Below are 18502 nucleotides of genomic sequence, written 5' to 3'. Positions count from 1 at the left end.
CTAAAATAGTGATATGAAAATAAACACGGTGACCAGTTTTCACAAGCCCCTTGAGGGCTTGTGAAGTATAGGCGCTTATAGGGGAGCCTAAAAACCGCACGTTTTATGTATGGATTGTTGTCTAATTTTTAAAAACTCAAGATAGGAGAGGGAAATCGTTAAAAACACTTCAGATTTAACGTAGCGTTACCAATATATATGGCATCATTTTCTAAATATCAATACCAATAAAAGAAAAACGATAGCAGATTCATTTTGGATGCGCTTTAGCATATTTTTAAACATATTAATCCATATCCATAATCTCTTTGCAATTCATTTACATATCAATTCATCAGTCTATAACTTTAGTTTTCTATTTGTTACATACCTTATCAACCCTAGATTTCATCATGTTTAACTAGTAAGAGTGACTTGTGCATAACTCTGTGATCTTCTTAATCCGTAGCTTTCGCTTACCTGATAACTAATTTCGCATAATGTATATTATGTTAAATAAAATATTATCAAAGTCACAATTTAACTTCACCACTCTTATTACCGTGTAACATTATCGCGTCGAGATTTTTGAGATTTTGAATCGTTAAACATCGTTAGACGTTAAAATCTATTTTCAGGAAGGAAGAATTGAATGGGATATACATACAATCAATATAGATGTTTACCATCTTCTTTTTATCGAAATACATAATCTGTCAACCTGATTGCAATTGAGAATTCATTTCAAGAAAAATATCTAAATGAGAATAGTTGTTGTTATAAATACATTTAAAATTAATAAGTTATCCCGTATAAATGAAAAAATAATTTGACGATTATCAATTAGGTGGATAGAATGTGCCCAGCAAATTAAGTTGTATTGTGATTGTCTTATAAATCATTAAGGAAAGGAGTTAGTTATGCTTAGCAAAGCAATTACGACCAAATTAAATGAACAAATTAACCTTGAGTTTTATTCATCAAATGTTTATTTACAAATGAGTGCATGGTGCGATAACCATGGTTATGAAGGTGCGGCAGCATTTTTACTTCGTCATGCTGATGAAGAATTAGAACATATGCAAAAGCTATTTACTTATGTCAGTGAAACCAGCGGAATGCCTTTATTAGGTAAAATTGATGCACCTAAACACGATTATACTTCATTAAAAGAAGTTTTTGAGACAACGCTTGAGCACGAAAAACTTGTGACCTCAAAAATTAATGAGTTAGTTGAGATTACTTTTGCAGAAAAGGATTACTCTACTTTTAACTTCTTACAATGGTATGTGGCTGAACAGCATGAAGAAGAAAAATTATTTAGCACTATTGTTGATAAATTCAAACTTCTTGGTGAAAGCGGCACCGCACTTTACTACATTGATCGTGAATTAAAAATGTTATAAGAATTTAGGAGAAATAAAATGTTATCAAATAATGTAATTAAGTTGTTAAACGACCAAATGAATTTGGAATTTTATTCTTCAAATTTATATTTACAAATGAGTGCATGGTGTGAACAACAAGGTTTTGAAGGCGCGGCTAAATTTTTATCTGCGCATGCAGCCGAAGAAATGCAACATATGCGTAAATTATTTACCTATTTAAATGAAACAGGTGCGTTGGCAGTGATTACTCAAATTGATGAGCCACCACATCAATTTAAATCATTAAAAGAAGTTCTTGAATTAACGTATCAACATGAAAAATTAATTACCAGTAAGATCAATGAGTTGGTCGGTAGAACTTTTGAAGAGAAAGACTACTCTGCATTCAACTTCTTACAATGGTATGTTGCAGAACAACATGAAGAAGAAAAATTATTCAGTCGTATTTTGGATAAATTAAATCTTCTTGGTGAAGATGGTAAAGGCTTGTTCCTTGTTGATAAAGATTTAGCGGCATTAGCAACAGCAAGCAACTAATCTTTCTAAAACAAAAAGGCTAGGTTTTACAACTTAGCCTTTTTTATCATATCTCATCCGATAAATGCTAAATTATCGGATGAAATTTACTCCACGCAATTATTTCTTCCGCTCTACCCACTTGCCATCCACAAAATCAACAATCCATTTGGTGGCTTTGCCATTTTTTTCAGAGGTAACATATTGGCGTTTTTCTTTGCGACTAAAACGAATAATGGCCGCGTTGCCTTCCGGATCGAATTGTGGTGCATCGGCTAAGTAGCGCAATTTCTCCGGCAAACGATCACGATACAAGGCTAACTCCGCAACTTTTGGTGCGCGCGTTTCACGAGATTTTGGGAAATTATGCGCAGACATAAATACACCGCTGGCACCATCACGGAGTACAAAATACGCATCGGATTTTTCACATTTTAATTCCGGGAAATGAATTGGATCTTCTTTCGGTGGCGCAACTTCACCATTTTTCAAAATCTTACGAGTGTTATCACATTGTGTACAAGCCATGTATTTACCGAAACGACCGAGTTTTAGATGCATATCGCTGCCGCATTTATCACATTCAACAACTGGACCGTCATAACCTTTAATTTTGAATTTACCTTCTTCAATTAAATAACCGTCACAATTCGGATTGTTACCACAAATATGCAATTTACGATGTGGATCAAGAATATAGCTATCCATTGCTGTACCACATTTCGGGCAACGCTTACGCTCCATTAATGCTTTGGTTTCAGACGCTTCATCTAACACGTTTAATAATTCGGCTTCCGGAATCAAGTTAATGGTGGTTTTGCAACGTTCCTTTGGCGGTAAGGCATATCCGGTACAACCTAAAAACACACCGGTACTGGCGGTTCGAATTGCCATATTACGGCCACAAGTCGGGCAAACAATATCTGTTTCGACCAAATTATTCGGGCGCATTCCGCCTTCTAATTCATCTAATTCTGCCTTTGTTAACTGCGTAGAAAAATCTTTGAAGAATTGGTTTAATTCCGTTTTCCAGTCTTTTGTACCGGAAGCAATTTGGTCTAACACATCTTCCATATTGGCAGTGAAATCGTAACTCATTAAATCAGCAAACGACTGATTTAAGCGATCGGTCACAATTTCGCCCATTTTTTCTGCATAAAAACGGCGATTTTCTGTACGCACGTAACCGCGTTCTTGAATCGTAGAAATAATGGCCGCATAAGTCGAAGGTCGGCCAATCCCCCGTTTTTCCAGCTCTTTTACTAATGCCGCTTCAGAAAAACGTGCTGGTGGTTTTGTGAAATACTGTTGAGGTTCCACACTTAACAAATTCAGTGTGGTATTTATGGTCACATCAGGCAAGGCTTGATCTTCCGCTGATTTTCCGGATTGTGGCAATACTTTCGTCCAACCATCAAAGCGTAAAATACGCCCTTTGGCCGTTAAGGTGTAATCCCCTGCTCTGACTGTTAAAGTGGTACTGTCATATTGAGCCGGCGGCATTTGGCAGGCTACAAACTGGCGCCAAATTAAATCATATAAACGCACTGCATCTTTTTCCATCCCCACTAAATCATTTGAACCAATTTGAATATCTGATGGACGAATCGCCTCGTGGGCTTCTTGTGCGTTTTCTTTGCTGGAATAGAAATTTGGCTTGGTCGGCAAATAAGGTGCGCCATAATGTTTTTCAATATAACTGCGCACCATATTTAACGCATCTTGACTCAAATTAGTCGAGTCCGTACGCATATAAGTAATATAACCGGCTTCATATAAACGCTGTGCCAACATCATGGTTTTTTTCACACCAAAGCCTAAACGGGTGCTGGCTGTTTGTTGTAATGTTGAGGTAATAAACGGTGCGCGCGCTTTAGAACTGGTCGGTTTCGTTTCTAAATCAGAAATGACATAATCAGATTTAGCTAAAAAATCCACCGCACTTTTTGCCTGTTCCGCATTTTTCGGCTCAAATTTTTTACCTTTAAACTGCACCACATCCAAACGAATCTGTTCATGTTTTGCGGTGTCGGTTAACACAGAAACTTCCCAGTACTCTTGTGGTACAAAGGCTTTAATTTCCCGTTCACGTTCCACAATTAATTTTACCGCAACAGACTGAACTCGCCCGGCAGATAATCCTCTCGCCACTTTTTTCCAAAGTAATGGCGACACCATGAACCCAACAACGCGATCTAAAAAACGACGGGTTTGCTGGGCGTTCACACGATCCATATTTAACTGCTCAGGGTGTTCAAAGGCTTGTTTGATCGCATTTTTCGTAATTTCATTAAATACCACTCGGCTAAAGCGTTCATCATCACCGCCAATGACTTCACGTAAGTGCCATGCAATGGCCTCTCCTTCCCTATCCAAGTCGGTGGCGAGGTAAATATGATCGGCATTTTTAGCGAGAGATTTTAATTCGGCAACAACTTTTTCTTTGCCCGGTAAAATTTGGTAATTGGCTTTCCAACTGTGATATGGGTCAACGCCCATACGTTTGACTAAGGCATCTTGTTCTTTCTTTTGTTTAAGCGCTTGCTTTTCTTCAGCACTTAACCCTTTGGTTGAGATCGGCTTGGCTTTTTCACCGCTTGCAGAACCTACCGTGGGTAAATCACGAATATGCCCGACACTGGATTTCACCACATAATTGTTTCCTAAATATTTATTAATGGTTTTCGCCTTTGCCGGCGACTCCACAATAACCAAGGATTTACTCATTATTATTACCTAATTCTGTTTAATTTGTGTAAAATTGCCCGATATATTGCTAACTATCTTTAGTCAGGTCAACTACTTTTTTCCAAAAGGCGCGATAAATGGACAAACTCAATGCAATTTCAATTTTTTGTAAAGTGATTGAAACTCAAAGTTTTACCAAAGCGGCCGCACTGCAAAATATCTCTGTTGCCATGGCAAGCAAACTGGTGTCTCAATTAGAAGAACAGTTAAAAATACGATTATTGCAACGAACTACCCGCAAAATTGTGCCCACAGAAGCCGGCAGCCTCTATTATCAGCGTTGCCAGCCCATTTTATTGGAATTGGAAGAGGCTGAATCCAGCATCAGCAATCTCTCTACCTCCCTTCATGGTAATTTAACGGTTTCCGTACCGCGCGATTTCGGTTTGCGATTTATTACGCCCAATTTAGCGAGTTTTGTTAAAGCGCATCCCAATTTACATATCGATATTGAGTTTAATGACCGTGTTATCGATCTGGTGAGTGAAGGATTTGATTTGGCCTTACGAATTGGTTATTTGCAAGACAGCTCCTTGGTGGCAAAGAAAATTGCGACCTCTTCAATGCACTTCGTCGCTTCACCGGAATATTTAGTCATTCATGGTACGCCACAAACGCCGGAAGAATTAGAACATCACGACTGCCTTTTATACAAAGCCACAGGCAACCAAATTTATTGGGAATTCAACAAACACAACAAAATTCAGCGCGTTAAAATGCGTTCCAAGTTGGTCTGTAATAATGGCTTAACCCTTGCTTCATTATGTGTTGACGGTGTTGGCATTATTAACACGCCACGCTTCTTTGTGGAGGAAGAATTGGCTTCGGGGAAATTGGTTGAGATTTTAGCGGATTACCGACAACAAGAGTTGGATTTACATATTGTTTATCCACACCGCCGTCATTTGTCAGCGAAAGTCAAAGCCTTCATTGATTTTATTACTCGGCTGGATTTATGTAAGACAAAACCGTAAAAGTGCGGTCCTTTTTAAGGACGTTTTCGTTTTACATGACCTTGCAATTAAGCAAGGTCATTTTTTATGTCTAAAACAAAAGGAATATGCGCCGGCAACGGTGCGAGTTTGCCCAATTCCACCCACGCACAAGGAAAATGAAAATCAGACCCCATAGAACCGGCGAGTTGATGTTCTTCCGCGAGTTTTACTAATAATTGATACTGGTCGCGGCTTTGTCCGCAACCGGAAATTTCAATGGCATCGCCGCCCCATGCTTTAAAACTCTCCGTCAGTTTTCGTACCCATTTCATGGTCATGGTATAACGCAACGGATGCGCAAACACGGCAAGCCCACCGGCTTGATGGATGATGTCAATGGTCGTTGGAATATCAACCCACAGTGGCTTGACATAAGCAGATTTACCCTGCCCCAAATAACGTTTAAAGGCTTGACCATCGTTAGAAACTTTGCCAATTTGCACTAAATGGCGGGCATAATGCGCTCGGGTCACTTCTCCTTCGCCGGCTAATTTTTTTGCCTCCGAGTAAGCATTTTCTACACCGATTTTTTCTAACTTTGCCCCGATTTCCTGAGCTCGAATCTCGCGTAATTTCGCTTGCTCAGCTAAAAGTGCGGTCATTTTTTCATGTGAAAGATCGAACCCTAATCCCACAATATGAATAGAATGACCTTCCCAAAGGGTCGATAACTCTACCCCATTAATGAGCTGAATGCCTAACGCCTCAGCCTGTTTACGGGCTTCAGGTACGCCGGCTACCGTATCATGATCGGTCAATGCCAGTACATTCACGCCTTTTTCATGGGCGCGTAACACCACCTCAGTCGGCGATAATATCCCATCGGAAGCTGTGCTATGGCAATGTAGGTCATATTTGATCATGCTTTTCCTTATTTAATTACTTGAACCAATTCTTTAACTAATCTCGGTCCATGATAAATCAAGCCTGAATACACTTGCAAAAGCTCGGCGCCGGCTTGGATTTTTTCTTGAGCATTTTGCACACCATCAATGCCGCCGCTGCCAATAATGGGGATCTGCCCTTTGAGTTCTTGGTATAATCGTTTAATAATTTCTGTGCTTTTCTGTTGTAAGGGTTTTCCGCTTAATCCGCCCTGCTGCTCAGCATTTTTTAAATATGTGACGTTGTCGCGAGAAATCGTCGTATTGGTCGCAATGACACCGTCCATTTTATGACGCAGCAAGGTATCGGCAATTTGAATTAACTCGCTTTCCGTCAAATCCGGAGCGATTTTTACCGCAATCGGCACATATTTGCCATGCTGTGAAGCCAGTTCTTGTTGACGAGATTTAATGCTTCTCAGTAAATCATCAAAATAATCGCCATATTGTAGCTGGCGTAAATCCGGCGTATTAGGCGAAGAAATATTCACGGTAATATAACCGGCATAGTTATAGGCTTTATTCAAACAAATCAGATAATCATCTTTCCCTTGTTCTAAGGGCGTCAGTTTATTTTTACCGATGTTGATCCCCAACACGCCGTCATAGTGCGATTTATTGACATTTTCAATCAGCTGATCGATACCATAATTATTAAAGCCATTACGATTAATGATGCCTTCGGCTTCTACCAAACGAAACTGGCGTGGTTTGGCATTTCCCTCTTGCGCTAATGGCGTCACTGTGCCCACTTCAATGAAACCAAAGCCCATGGCACCAAAGCCATCAATCGCTTCAGCATTTTTATCTGCGCCCGCTGCCAAACCGATAGGATTTTTAAATTCAATCCCCATGACGGTTTTCGGCTTACCTTGTGGACAATTTAGAAGTTGTTTTAATAAAAAATGAACTGGCGAATGTCCTGCTAAGCCAAGGGCTTTTATCACTAAATTATGGGCATCTTCAGGATCAAGGGCAAAAAGACCTTTACGAATGAAAGAATACATACTCGTTTATCTCTCCGGAGAGTTAACTGTGAAAAGAATAGAAAAAGTGCGGTCAAATTTAACCGCACTTTTCATGTTTACTGTAACGCTTTTTCGATTTTCTCAAATAAATCGCGAGATAAATCCGCTGTCTCACTAATGCGTTCTAGCGCACGTTTCATTAAGGTTTGGCGCTGCGCATCATAACGTGCAAAACGAATTAACGGCTCAATTAAACGAGAAGCCACCTGTGGGTTGCTTTTATTCAGTTTAATCAAAATATCCGTTAAGAAACGGTAGCCTGAACCGTCAATAGCGTGGAACGCTTTTAAGTTTTGCCCCGCAAAAGCACCAATGAGAGAACGCACGCGGTTCGGGTTATTAAAATTAAAGCTTGGATGATCCATCAACTGCATCACGTTTTGTAACACATTTTCTTCCGGACGTGTCGCTTGTAAAGCAAACCATTTGTCCATGACTAAACCGTCATGTTGCCATTTTTGCTCAAAATCTGCTAATAACCCATCTCGACAAGCCAACTTCGCTTGTGTCGCAGAAGTTAAGGCGGCGAGTGTGTCGGTCATGTTATTGGAATAGGTGTAATGTTTGTTCACCAGATTATTGCCAATATTGGTGTAGGCTAAATAGCTTAAACAGACATTGCGTAGTTTGCGTAAAGCAATGTCTTCCCGATTGATTTTGTATTCATCCAAACGAATGGCGTTGTAAGTTCTTAACAATACCTCTTGTAAGCTGTCTGCAATTGCGACAGCCATAAACTCCCTGGCAGCGCTGATGGCATCCGGATCAATGGTTTTAAATAATTCCGCAAATTCTGTCGCTTTCGGCAACGTGAGAATCAAACTGGTTAACTCAATATCCTTTTGATAATTATCTAAAACTTGATAAAACACGGCTGCCGTTTCCGCCGATAATTCTAGCGGTTGGCCTTGTTGATAGTGAGAGACGTTACGTCGTAACTCAGAAGCCAGTAACATCTGCGCCGCATCCCAACGAATAAAGCCATTTTCAGCACACTTTAGCAAGGTAATCAGTTGTGAAGAGGAATAATCATAATCCAATTTCACCGGTGCAGAGAAATCGCATAACAAGGCTGGAATCGGCTTAGTGTAAAGATTATGAAATTCAAAGGTTTGGTCTTTTTGAGTAATGTTTAACACATTATCCACAACACCATTGGCATCATAAAGGGTTTGTGCTGCACCTTTTTCATCATATAACGCAATTTTCAACGGAATGTGTAAATTCACTTTTTCCATTTGATCTGCCGTTGGTGGCGTTAATTGAGAAACCTGTAATTGATAAACGTGATTTTTTTCATCATAACGATCACTGATGGTCAACTCCGGCGTGCCGGATTGGCTGTACCAGCGGCGGAACTGGGCTAAATCCAAATTATTGGCGCGCTCCATGGCAGACACAAAATCTTCACAGGTTGCCGCTTTGCCATCGTTTTCCGCAATATATAACTTCATGCCCTTTTGAAAGCCCTCTTCGCCCAATAAGGTATGCAACATACGAATCACTTCCGCGCCTTTTTCGTACACAGTAACCGTATAGAAGTTATTCATTTCAATCACTTTTTCCGGACGAATCGGGTGTGCCATCGGGCCTGCGTCTTCAGCAAATTGTACGGTACGCAAAAACTTCACGTTATTAATGCGATTTACCGGGCGAGAACCCGTGTCAGAAGAGAATTCCTGATCACGGAAAACGGTCAAACCTTCTTTTAAACTTAGTTGAAACCAATCACGACAAGTCACTCGGTTGCCCGTCCAGTTGTGGAAATATTCGTGCGCAATCACACTTTCAATGGCTAAATAGTCGTCATCGGTTGCCGTTTGTGGATTTGCCAACACATATTTGTCATTAAAAATATTTAGCCCTTTATTTTCCATGGCGCCCATGTTGAAGAAGTCCACCGCGACAATCATGTAAATGTCGAGGTCATATTCTAAATCAAAACGTTCTTCATCCCATTTCATGGCACGTTTTAAACTTTGCATTGCCCAATCGGCGCGATCTAAATTGCCACGATTCACATACAATTCTAATGCCACTTCACGACCACTTTTGGTGATGAATTGATCTTTCAGCACATCAAAATCGCCTGCTACTAACGCAAACAAATAGCTTGGTTTCGGGAACGGATCTTTCCATTCCACCCAATGACGCCCATCGTCTAAATCGCCGCTGTTAATGCGATTGCCGTTAGAAAGTAAAAATGGGTATTTCGCTTTATCGGCGGTAATTTTCGTGGTGTAACGTGCTAAGACATCCGGTCGATCTAGCATGTAGGTAATTTGACGAAAGCCCTCCGCTTCACATTGTGTACAAAAAGCGTCACCGGATTGATACAAACCTTGTAGTGATGTATTGGCTGCCGGATTTAAAATCGTCGTGATTTCCAGTTCAAACTGATTTGCATCGATTTGCTCAAGATTTAGCGTCAAATTTTCCGGATCTTGTTGATATTGTGTAAAAGGTGTTCCATTTAATTTAATGGAAGAAAATTGAAAATCCTGTCCGTCTAGGCGCAAGGTGGTGCTGTTTGGATTAAGACGTTGATATTGGCTTGTGGCAACCACCACGGTCTTTTCCGGCTCTAATTGAAAATCGAGATGGATATCGGTTACCGTGAAATCGGGGGTTTGATAATCTTTTCTATATTTGGCTTTAGCGAGCATAAAACAACCTAATTCTAAGGGCTAAAAAGTGCCGTTAAGGATATGATTTTTAGCATTAAGTTGCAAATGGATTTTCTTTGGCAAAGTTATCGCAAACGTTTGCGCATTATGCTATTCTAGCGCCGTTTTTTATCTCCAAGAATGAGGCAAAAATGTCTTTAACATCCCCAAAAGTCGCGATTGTAATGGGTTCTCAAAGTGATTGGGCAACCATGCAAGAAGCCACGCAAATCCTCGATCAATTACAGGTTTCTTATCACGTAGAGATTGTTTCTGCACACCGCACCCCCGATAAACTCTTCCAGTTTGCCGAAAATGCACAACAAAAGGGTTATCAAGTGATTATTGCCGGTGCAGGCGGTGCTGCCCATCTGCCGGGAATGATTGCTGCCAAAACCATCGTACCTGTGCTTGGCGTACCAGTGAAAAGTTCCATGTTAAGTGGTGTAGATAGCCTCTATTCCATCGTGCAAATGCCTAAAGGCATTCCCGTCGGCACCTTAGCTATTGGACCTGCCGGTGCAGCAAACGCAGGCTTATTAGCCGCACAAATGTTAGCCATGAATAATGCTGAATTAGCACAACGCTTACATGAGTTCAGACAGGCACAAACACAAAGCGTGTTAGACAATCCGGACCCGCGACGTTAAAAACAACAAAAATATCTACCGCACTTTATCCATGCTCAACCTAAAAAGTGCGGTCATTTTTTTCCGTGTTTTTTAATAAGTAACTAAAGGTAGTGCAAACATGAACGTTTGTGCCATCAATAAAAATCAATGAGAATACTATGCAAAAATCCGCCCTCTACCCGACGATTTATGTGCTTGGCAATGGACAGCTTGGCAGAATGTTACGCTATGCCGGTGCGCCTTTAGATATTCATGTTCAACCGTTGCCTTTCGATGCGCCGGTGTTTGAATTATCGCCTGATGATATTATTACTGCGGAAATCGAACGTTGGGAACAAACGCCACTCACCACACTCCTAGGCAATCACGCCAATTTCGTCAATCAAAAAATCTTTGCTCAATTAGCCGATCGCTTAAGCCAAAAATCCTTATTAGATAAATTAGATCTTCCAACTTCGCCTTGGTGTCTGTTAAAAGAACCATCACAATGGGCGGAGGTATTTCACCATATTGGTGAGAAAGTTGTCGTTAAGCGTCGCATGGGCGGTTATGACGGCCGTGGGCAGTGGATTGTGTCTGATGAAAACAAAGCTCAAATCACGGAAGACCTGTTCGGAGAAACTATTGCGGAAAAATTCATTCCCTTTGATTACGAAGTGTCTCTCGTGGGTGCCCGTTTCCGAAACGGCGATACCCGTTTTTATCCGGTCACCCACAATTTACAGCAAAATGGTATTTTACGTTACAGTGTCATGGATACCACTTTCCCACAACAAGCCGCACAGCAACAGCAAGCTGAAATGATGTTAGGCAAAATCATGAATGAGCTCAATTATGTGGGCGTGATGGCAATGGAATGTTTTGTGGTGGGCAATCAGCTTTTAATTAATGAACTTGCACCACGCGTACATAACAGCGGTCACTGGACACAACTTGGCTGTGCTGTGAGTCAATTTGAATTGCATTTGCGAGCATTATTAGATTTACCAACGCCGCAATTAAAGGTCTCTGCGCCAAGCGTAATGGTGAATTTGATCGGCACTGCGCATAACCCACAATGGCTAAATACGCCCTTTGCGCAATTGCATTGGTATGGCAAAGAAGTCCGTCCGGGACGCAAAGTGGGTCACATTAATCTTTCCCATCCGGATAAAAAGGTGATTATCGCGCAATTAGACAAATTGGCGGCGGAGTTGCCGGAAGACTATCAATCCGGTTTGCAATGGGCAAAAAATAAGTTGATATAGTTAACATATTTGAAACATATTGCTTGTCAAAAAGAACACCGAGCAGTATAACTAAAATAATTTTTCACCCACCATCCGAGGATAACACTATGTTTGAAAAGATTACTGCCGCACCGGCGGATCCAATTTTAGGTTTAGGCGAAGCATTTAAATCCGAAACCCGCAGTAACAAGATTAATTTAGGTATCGGTGTCTATAAAGATGCCAAAGGTAATACCCCGATTGTTAAAGCGGTAAAAGAAGCAGAAAGACGTTTATTAGAACAAGAAAATACCAAAAACTACTTGCCGATTGACGGCGTTGCCGATTTCAACGCACGCACCAAAGAATTATTGTTCGGCGCCAATTCTGACATTGTAAAAAACAATCGTGCAAGAACCGTACAAAGTTTGGGCGGAACCGGTGCGCTCCGAATTGCTGCTGAGTTCGTTAAACGCCAAACTAACAGCCAAAATGTGTGGATCAGCACACCAACCTGGCCAAACCACAATGCAATTTTCAAAGCGGTAGGCATCAACATCCGCGAATACCGCTACTACGATGCCGAGCGCAAAGCCTTAGACTGGGACAACTTAATTGCCGATTTAAGCCAAGCCGGTGAAGGCGATGTGGTTTTACTTCACGGTTGCTGCCACAACCCGACCGGTATCGACCCAACACCGGAACAATGGGACAAACTGGCTGAAATGTCTGCACAAAAAGGTTGGTTGCCATTATTCGACTTCGCTTACCAAGGCTTTGCCCACGGTTTAGAAGAAGATGCTTACGGCTTACGCGCCTTCGCGAAAAATCATAAAGAACTTTTAGTGGCAAGCTCCTTCTCTAAAAACTTTGGTTTATATAATGAGCGCGTTGGTGCATTCACTGTCGTGGCGGAAAATTCTAATATTGCTGCAACAGCATTAACTCAAGTAAAAGTCATTATCCGTACCCTCTACTCTAACCCGTCTTCTCACGGGGCAAATACCGTTGCATTGGTATTAAATGATGCAAAATTGCGCCAAGACTGGGAAAACGAACTCACCGAAATGCGCGACCGCATCAAAAAAATGCGTCACCGTTTTGTTGAGTTGCTTAAAGAATATGGTGCGCAGCAAGACTTTAGCTTCATCATCAACCAAAACGGGATGTTCTCTTTCAGTGGCTTGACCGCAGAACAAGTTGACCGCTTGAAAGAAGAGTTTGCCATTTATGCCGTGCGCTCAGGCCGTATCAACGTTGCCGGCATTACCGAAGACAACATTCGTTACCTCTGCGAAAGCATTGTCAAAGTGTTGTAATTTTTGACCGCACTTTAAAAAGAAAACGGTATCGAAATAGATGCCGTTTTTGTTTTCTGAAAAACAGTCTCAAAACCGACCGCACTTTTATCACTCAAAAACAAAAGTGCGGTTACTTTTCCTCACGTTTTGGCTACTCCCTTAATTTCATTATATAAAACAAATTACAAAGATGTATATAATTTCATATATAATGAACCACATTTAAAACTAACCGCGCTTTTCTCATGAATAAAAACACATTGATTTTTATCCTGCTTATTTTATTGCTTTTTAGCCTTACCTTGTTTTCCTTGTCTTGGGGACGTTTTGCCATTCCGATTGAAAATCGTAGTGCAAAGCCTAATGGGCAATAACACCAGTGACGTACAAAACAACATCATTTTCAATCTGCGCTTGCCACGCATTCTTGCCGCTATTTTAGTAGGCTCTGCGCTTGCGGTGGCAGGCGCAACGTTTCAGGGGATTTTCCGCAATCCGCTGGTGTCGCCTGATCTGTTAGGTGTATCCAGTGGTGCTTGTATCGGCGCAGCTATTGCGATTTTGCTCGGTTTTGGTTTGTTTGCCATTCAGGGATTTGCATTTGTGGGAGGTTTAATTGCAGTACTAATGACCATGAGTTGACCAAAGAAAATGCTCAGCAAATCTTAAAAGGGCTATCACCTCTTAAGTAGTATTGGTTTTTATCGTAATTATGGGTAAAATGCAGACTCTTTTTTCATCCGCCTACTTTTTGTAGGCCTTAATATAAGGAAATTTCTATGAAAATCAGTGCAAGAAACCAATTAAAAGGTAAAGTTGTTTCAATCGAAAGCGGTTCTGTAAACGCAATCGTTCACCTTGATATCGGTGGCGGCAACGTAATTTCTTCTACCATCTCTCTTGAAGCGGTAAGAGAATTAGGTTTAGCGGTAGGCAAAGACGCTTACGCAATTATCAAAGCCACTTCCGTGATGGTTGGCGTAGAATAATTTACTCTTAATGAAAGACAAAACAACCGTACTTGAAAAAGTGCGGTTGTTTTTTATTTATAGCCAGTCAAAGCCAGACTATAAAAATCATAGGCTATGCGTAATTCAAGATCTCATGCGTAGCGTGCATCTTGATGCACGACCAAACCACGCACGGAACGTTATTAATTCTTTTGGATATTCACGATTTCGTGCAACAAGTTGCACGCTACGATTCTAGAATCACTATATCTTAGATCCGGTAACACGAACGTATTTTTGGTATTACAACCGCAGAAATATTGAAGTTATGATACCAAATGTAATACTAAAATTATAAAATTAAATGAAACTCTATGACACAATAAAACAAACAAAAAGGCTACAAATATTTGATTTTATGTGATGAATGGAACTTTATGAAAAGAAAAGATGGTGCGACCGGCTGGACTCGAACCAGTGACCCCCACCATGTCAAGGTGGTGCTCTAACCAACTGAGCTACGGTCGCAAATTGCGTGCGATAATATCTAGCTTTTTATATTAACACAAGCTTTTTATCGTATTTGTTGACTGAATGCAAAAAAAATATACAAAAAACGGAATTTTCCTTTTGGTGTTTGGGTTTACCATGCTTTAATGACAAGTCATTTCATAAAATACCTCTTTTTGATTAATGCAATCAATTTCACCCATCGTTTTTTCAAATCATTTTTATTGATTTAAATCATATATTTAGATTTCGTTTTTCGTCAAAATCGCGCTGCTGTTTTTACTTTTCTAACATTGGAGCACAAAGGATGAAAAAATTTGCACTTAAAGCCGCAGTCATTGCGATTGCCGGTTATTTAGGCGTTGTTGGATATATCCATCAATATGATAAAGGACAATCAGAAAAATTACTTGCTGAGGGTAATTACTCTGCTGAACAACAGAAGGTTGCCAAAATTTTGTTTGATAATGGTTGCCAGTATTGTCATACCTCGAATGCTGATTTGCCTTTCTACGCTAACCTTCCCTTCGCAGATTCTGTCTTAAGCCATGATATTGAATCAGGTAAACGCGTCTTTTTATTAAATAAATTACTGGATGGCTTAAAAGATCCGAGTAAATTATCTGAAGTGGATTTAGCAAAACTTGAACGTGTGATTGAAAATAACGAAATGCCGGTAGCTAAATTCCGCCATATTCACTGGGGAAGTCGCCCTGATGACAGTGAGAAAACCACGTTATTAAATTGGATTCGTGAGCAACGCCAGGCCTTTTTGCCGGCAAATACGCAAGGCGCCAACTCCCACAATCTGATCCAACCAATTCCCGATGCTATTATGACCGATCCTGCCAAAGTAGAACTTGGTCGCAAACTCTTTATGGATGACCGCCTCTCTGCAGATGGCACCGTTCAATGCCACAGCTGTCACCAGCTTGACAAAGGTGGGGTTGACCGCTTAGATGTCTCTACCGGTATTGACGGTAAAAAAGGGGGTATCAATGCGCCAACCGTATTTAATGCCGCATTTAACTTTGTTCAATTCTGGGATGGCCGCGCAATCGATCTTGCCGCACAAGCGGGAGGACCACCCATTAATCCGGTCGAAATGGGCAGCCATTCATGGGATGACATCGTAGCGAAATTTAAACAGGATGAAGAATTCAAAAAAGAATTCTTAAAAGTGTATCCTGAAGTAAGCCAAGCGACATTAACCCACGCGATCGGTGAATATGAAAAAACCTTGATCACCCCAAATAGCGATTTTGACCGCTACTTAAAAGGCGATAAAACCGCATTAAATGAACAGCAATTAAAAGGCTACGAATTATTTAAAAAATATAAATGCGATACCTGCCATACCGGTGTGAATATGGGCGGCCAATCTTACGAATACATGGGTATTTACGGTGATTACTTCAAAGATCGTGGCACACCAATCACTGAAGCCGATCAAGGTCGTTTCGCTCAAACCAAGGATCCGTATGATATGCATCGCTTTAAAGTGCCGTCATTGCGTAATATCGCATTAACTGCGCCTTATATGCATGATGCCTCTGCAAAAGACTTGAAAGAAGCCGTTCGTATCATGCTGAAATATCAAAGTAATGTGAAACCGCAACAGCAAGACATTGATGACATTACGTCTTTCTTGGAAAGTCTCAATGGTGAGTTTGAAGGTAAGAAATTGCAATAATCGCAATCAATAAAAAGTGCGGTGGATTTTCAACACGTTTTTAAACGCCGTAAAAATTCACCGCACTTTTTTAGAATCGTAGCGTGCAACTTGTTGCACGAAATCATGAATGCCCGAAAGAGTTAAATAACGTTCCGTGCGTAATTTGGTCGTGCATCAAGATGCACGCTACGAACTGTTACATTCTTTTATTTGATATGTCATAGAAATAAAGGAGAGAATGTGCTGTAAAGCGACATTCTCTCTCGCATTGATTAATAAAATAACTTAGGCGGTTGTCGCACGTTTCGCCATTTCTTCATCACGTAAAACACGACGTAAAATTTTACCCACGTTGGTTTTCGGCAATGTCTCACGGAACTCAATGTCTTTTGGAATTTTGTAGCCGGTTAAATATTTACGGCAGTGTTGTCGTAATTCATCGCGGGTTAAACTTTCCTCTTTCTTCACAACAAAAAGTTTGATGGTTTCCCCGGATACCTCATTGGGTACGCCGATTGCCGCCACTTCCGCCACTTTATTGTTTAACATCGCCACATCTTCGATTTCATTCGGATACACGTTAAAACCGGACACCAAAATCATGTCTTTTTTGCGATCCACAATGCGCAAGCTGTAACTTTCATCCATGATCACAATATCACCGGTTGCCATCCAACCGTCTTTGATCACTTCTGCGGTGGCTTCCGGGCGTTGCCAATACCCTTGCATCACCTGTTCGCCTTTCACCCACAACTCCCCTGCTTCACCAAGTGCTGCTTCAGTGCCGTCTTCTTTCACAATTCGAATGTCCGTGTTCGGCACCGGCACACCAATACTGCCGTTATGCTTCACTACATTCACCGGGCATGCTGCAATGAGCGGTGAGCATTCCGTCATGCCGTAACCTTCAATGATGTTACAACCGGTCAATTCATGCCAACGAGTGGCAACGGATTGGTGAATCGCCATGCCGCCGCCTACAGAAAGTTTTAAGGCAGAAAAATTCACGTTCTTCAACTCGTCATTGTTTAACAAGGCGTTAAACAAGGTATTCACGCCGGTAATCGCCACAAACGGATATTTTTTCAGTTCTTTAACAAAACCCGGAATATCACGCGGGTTCGTAATTAATACGGCTGTCACCCCCAATTCAATAAACAGCAAGCAGTTCACGGTGAGGGCAAAAACGTGATACAGAGGCAAGGCCAAAATAGCTAATCGTTCACGACTACGATCGCCCACAAAAGGATGGGCAATCCACTTGGCTTGGAACACATTCACGATAATATTACCGTGCGATAACATCGCCCCTTTTGCTACGCCCGTCGTGCCGCCTGTGTATTGCAAAAAGGCCAAATCATTGCGTTCCATTTGCGTACGGACATATTGACGATATTTCCCCACATTCAATACTTCACGGAACGTGACCGCATTTGGCAACTTATATTTTGGCACGAGTTTCTTCACGTATTTCACCACAAAGTTCACTAATGTGCGTTTACCGAAAGACAACTGATCGCCCATACGGGTCAAAATCACATGCTTCACAGAAGTGTTGAAAACAATTTTTTCTAACGTAGAGGCAAAGTTAGACACCACCACAATGGCTTTGGCGCCGCTGTCTTGAAGTTGATGTTCTAACTCGCGTGGCGTATAAAGCGGATTCACGTTCACCACCACAAGGCCTGCACGTAAAATCCCAAATAACGCGATTGGATATTGCAACAAATTCGGCATCATTAATGCCACACGATCACCACGTTCCAACTTCAATTCATTTTGCAAATAGGCCGCAAAAGCACGGCTGCGTTCTTCTAATTTACGAAACGTTAACACTTGTCCCATATTAATGTAAGCGGCGCGGTCAGGGTGTTCGCGAATCGCCTTATCAAACATATCTAAAATCGAATCGTATTCTGACGTATCCAACTCACGCTCAGAACCTTCCGGATAATTTTGAAACCAAGGTTTAGTCATGGTAATCCCTAATCTTTTTTCTTTATTTTTATAAAATGAGGCGGA

Annotated in this window: 13 protein-coding genes, 1 tRNA gene and 1 pseudogene; 9 read left to right on the top strand and 6 right to left on the bottom strand. The window is 41.1% G+C overall.

Features of this window, described 5'->3' with window-relative positions; translation table 11 throughout:
* Positions 1-899 precede the first annotated feature (899 nt).
* Complete coding sequence (ftnA, locus tag HMPREF9065_RS04170; RefSeq protein WP_021616227.1) at positions 900-1385, top strand: non-heme ferritin; 486 nt, start codon at positions 900-902, stop codon at positions 1383-1385.
* An 18-nt stretch (positions 1386-1403) separates the two neighbouring features.
* Positions 1404-1904, top strand: a complete 501-nt coding sequence (gene ftnA / locus HMPREF9065_RS04175; protein ID WP_021616226.1) for a non-heme ferritin — start codon at positions 1404-1406, stop codon at positions 1902-1904.
* A gap of 99 nt (positions 1905-2003) precedes the next feature.
* On the opposite strand, the gene topA is transcribed toward ftnA (HMPREF9065_RS04175), so the two are convergent.
* Positions 2004-4610, bottom strand: a complete 2607-nt coding sequence (gene topA, locus HMPREF9065_RS04180; protein ID WP_021616225.1) for a type I DNA topoisomerase — start codon at positions 4608-4610, stop codon at positions 2004-2006.
* Positions 4611-4708: 98 nt separating this feature from the next.
* Between topA and HMPREF9065_RS04185 the strand changes: the two genes are divergently transcribed.
* A complete protein-coding gene (locus HMPREF9065_RS04185) occupies positions 4709-5605 on the top strand; it encodes a LysR family transcriptional regulator (protein WP_021616224.1) in 897 nt (298 codons plus the stop codon).
* Positions 5606-5652: 47 nt separating this feature from the next.
* Here HMPREF9065_RS04185 and HMPREF9065_RS04190 read toward each other — a convergent pair whose 3' ends face one another.
* The 3 genes from HMPREF9065_RS04190 to pepN form a co-directional block, all read right to left on the bottom strand.
* A complete protein-coding gene (locus tag HMPREF9065_RS04190; RefSeq protein ID WP_021616223.1) occupies positions 5653-6489 on the bottom strand; it encodes a PHP domain-containing protein in 837 nt (278 codons plus the stop codon).
* Positions 6490-6497: 8 nt separating this feature from the next.
* Positions 6498-7517 carry a quinone-dependent dihydroorotate dehydrogenase gene (pyrD, locus tag HMPREF9065_RS04195; protein WP_021616222.1) on the bottom strand — a complete coding sequence of 340 codons (1020 nt, stop codon included), beginning with the start codon at positions 7515-7517 and terminating at the stop codon, positions 6498-6500.
* 77 nt (positions 7518-7594) lie between these two features.
* The gene (gene pepN, locus HMPREF9065_RS04200; protein WP_021616221.1) at positions 7595-10204 is read right to left on the bottom strand and encodes an aminopeptidase N; all 2610 of its coding nucleotides are present in this window, start codon (positions 10202-10204) and stop codon (positions 7595-7597) included.
* A 152-nt stretch (positions 10205-10356) separates the two neighbouring features.
* Here pepN and purE point away from each other — a divergent pair, with 152 nt between their 5' ends.
* The 5 genes and pseudogenes from purE to HMPREF9065_RS04220 all read left to right on the top strand — a co-directional run bounded on the left by purE (position 10357) and on the right by HMPREF9065_RS04220 (position 14334).
* The gene (gene purE / locus HMPREF9065_RS04205; protein WP_033002560.1) at positions 10357-10854 is read left to right on the top strand and encodes a 5-(carboxyamino)imidazole ribonucleotide mutase; all 498 of its coding nucleotides are present in this window, start codon (positions 10357-10359) and stop codon (positions 10852-10854) included.
* 140 nt (positions 10855-10994) lie between these two features.
* Positions 10995-12083 carry a 5-(carboxyamino)imidazole ribonucleotide synthase gene (gene purK, locus HMPREF9065_RS04210; RefSeq protein ID WP_021616219.1) on the top strand — a complete coding sequence of 363 codons (1089 nt, stop codon included), beginning with the start codon at positions 10995-10997 and terminating at the stop codon, positions 12081-12083.
* A gap of 89 nt (positions 12084-12172) precedes the next feature.
* Complete coding sequence (locus HMPREF9065_RS04215; RefSeq protein ID WP_021616218.1) at positions 12173-13363, top strand: amino acid aminotransferase; 1191 nt, start codon at positions 12173-12175, stop codon at positions 13361-13363.
* Between the two features lie 227 nt (positions 13364-13590).
* Positions 13591-13984 (top strand): annotated as a pseudogene (locus HMPREF9065_RS09710) (FecCD family ABC transporter permease); the annotation flags it as partial.
* A gap of 140 nt (positions 13985-14124) precedes the next feature.
* Entirely contained in the window at positions 14125-14334 is a 210-nt protein-coding gene (locus HMPREF9065_RS04220; protein WP_021616215.1) for a TOBE domain-containing protein, read from the top strand.
* A gap of 412 nt (positions 14335-14746) precedes the next feature.
* Here HMPREF9065_RS04220 and HMPREF9065_RS04225 read toward each other — a convergent pair.
* A tRNA-Val gene (locus HMPREF9065_RS04225) sits at positions 14747-14823 on the bottom strand.
* A gap of 289 nt (positions 14824-15112) precedes the next feature.
* On the opposite strand from HMPREF9065_RS04225, the gene HMPREF9065_RS04230 reads away from it, so the two are divergent.
* Complete coding sequence (locus tag HMPREF9065_RS04230; protein ID WP_021616213.1) at positions 15113-16498, top strand: cytochrome c peroxidase; 1386 nt, start codon at positions 15113-15115, stop codon at positions 16496-16498.
* A gap of 267 nt (positions 16499-16765) precedes the next feature.
* On the opposite strand, the gene fadD is transcribed toward HMPREF9065_RS04230, so the two are convergent.
* A complete protein-coding gene (gene fadD, locus HMPREF9065_RS04235; protein WP_021616212.1) occupies positions 16766-18457 on the bottom strand; it encodes a long-chain-fatty-acid--CoA ligase FadD in 1692 nt (563 codons plus the stop codon).
* Positions 18458-18502 lie beyond the last annotated feature (45 nt).

The organism is Aggregatibacter sp. oral taxon 458 str. W10330 (assembly GCF_000466335.1).
GTDB lineage: Bacteria > Pseudomonadota > Gammaproteobacteria > Enterobacterales > Pasteurellaceae > Aggregatibacter.
Note: the sequence above shows the minus strand (reverse complement) of the source record. Positions and strands in the feature narration are given on the sequence as shown.

What these genes read in the sequence shown, in the direction of transcription:
- ftnA (WP_021616226.1), top strand. Translation starts at nt 1,404, where the DNA reads ATGTTATCAAATAATGTAATTAAGTTGTTAAACGACCAAATGAATTTG.
- purE (WP_033002560.1), top strand. Translation starts at nt 10,357, where the DNA reads ATGTCTTTAACATCCCCAAAAGTCGCGATTGTAATGGGTTCTCAAAGT.
- fadD (WP_021616212.1), bottom strand. Translation starts at nt 18,457, where the DNA reads ATGACTAAACCTTGGTTTCAAAATTATCCGGAAGGTTCTGAGCGTGAG.
- pyrD (WP_021616222.1), bottom strand. Translation starts at nt 7,517, where the DNA reads ATGTATTCTTTCATTCGTAAAGGTCTTTTTGCCCTTGATCCTGAAGAT.
- ftnA (WP_021616227.1), top strand. Translation starts at nt 900, where the DNA reads ATGCTTAGCAAAGCAATTACGACCAAATTAAATGAACAAATTAACCTT.
- topA (WP_021616225.1), bottom strand. Translation starts at nt 4,610, where the DNA reads ATGAGTAAATCCTTGGTTATTGTGGAGTCGCCGGCAAAGGCGAAAACC.
- HMPREF9065_RS04190 (WP_021616223.1), bottom strand. Translation starts at nt 6,489, where the DNA reads ATGATCAAATATGACCTACATTGCCATAGCACAGCTTCCGATGGGATA.
- pepN (WP_021616221.1), bottom strand. Translation starts at nt 10,204, where the DNA reads ATGCTCGCTAAAGCCAAATATAGAAAAGATTATCAAACCCCCGATTTC.
- HMPREF9065_RS04230 (WP_021616213.1), top strand. Translation starts at nt 15,113, where the DNA reads ATGAAAAAATTTGCACTTAAAGCCGCAGTCATTGCGATTGCCGGTTAT.
- HMPREF9065_RS04215 (WP_021616218.1), top strand. Translation starts at nt 12,173, where the DNA reads ATGTTTGAAAAGATTACTGCCGCACCGGCGGATCCAATTTTAGGTTTA.
- purK (WP_021616219.1), top strand. Translation starts at nt 10,995, where the DNA reads ATGCAAAAATCCGCCCTCTACCCGACGATTTATGTGCTTGGCAATGGA.
- HMPREF9065_RS04185 (WP_021616224.1), top strand. Translation starts at nt 4,709, where the DNA reads ATGGACAAACTCAATGCAATTTCAATTTTTTGTAAAGTGATTGAAACT.
- HMPREF9065_RS04220 (WP_021616215.1), top strand. Translation starts at nt 14,125, where the DNA reads ATGAAAATCAGTGCAAGAAACCAATTAAAAGGTAAAGTTGTTTCAATC.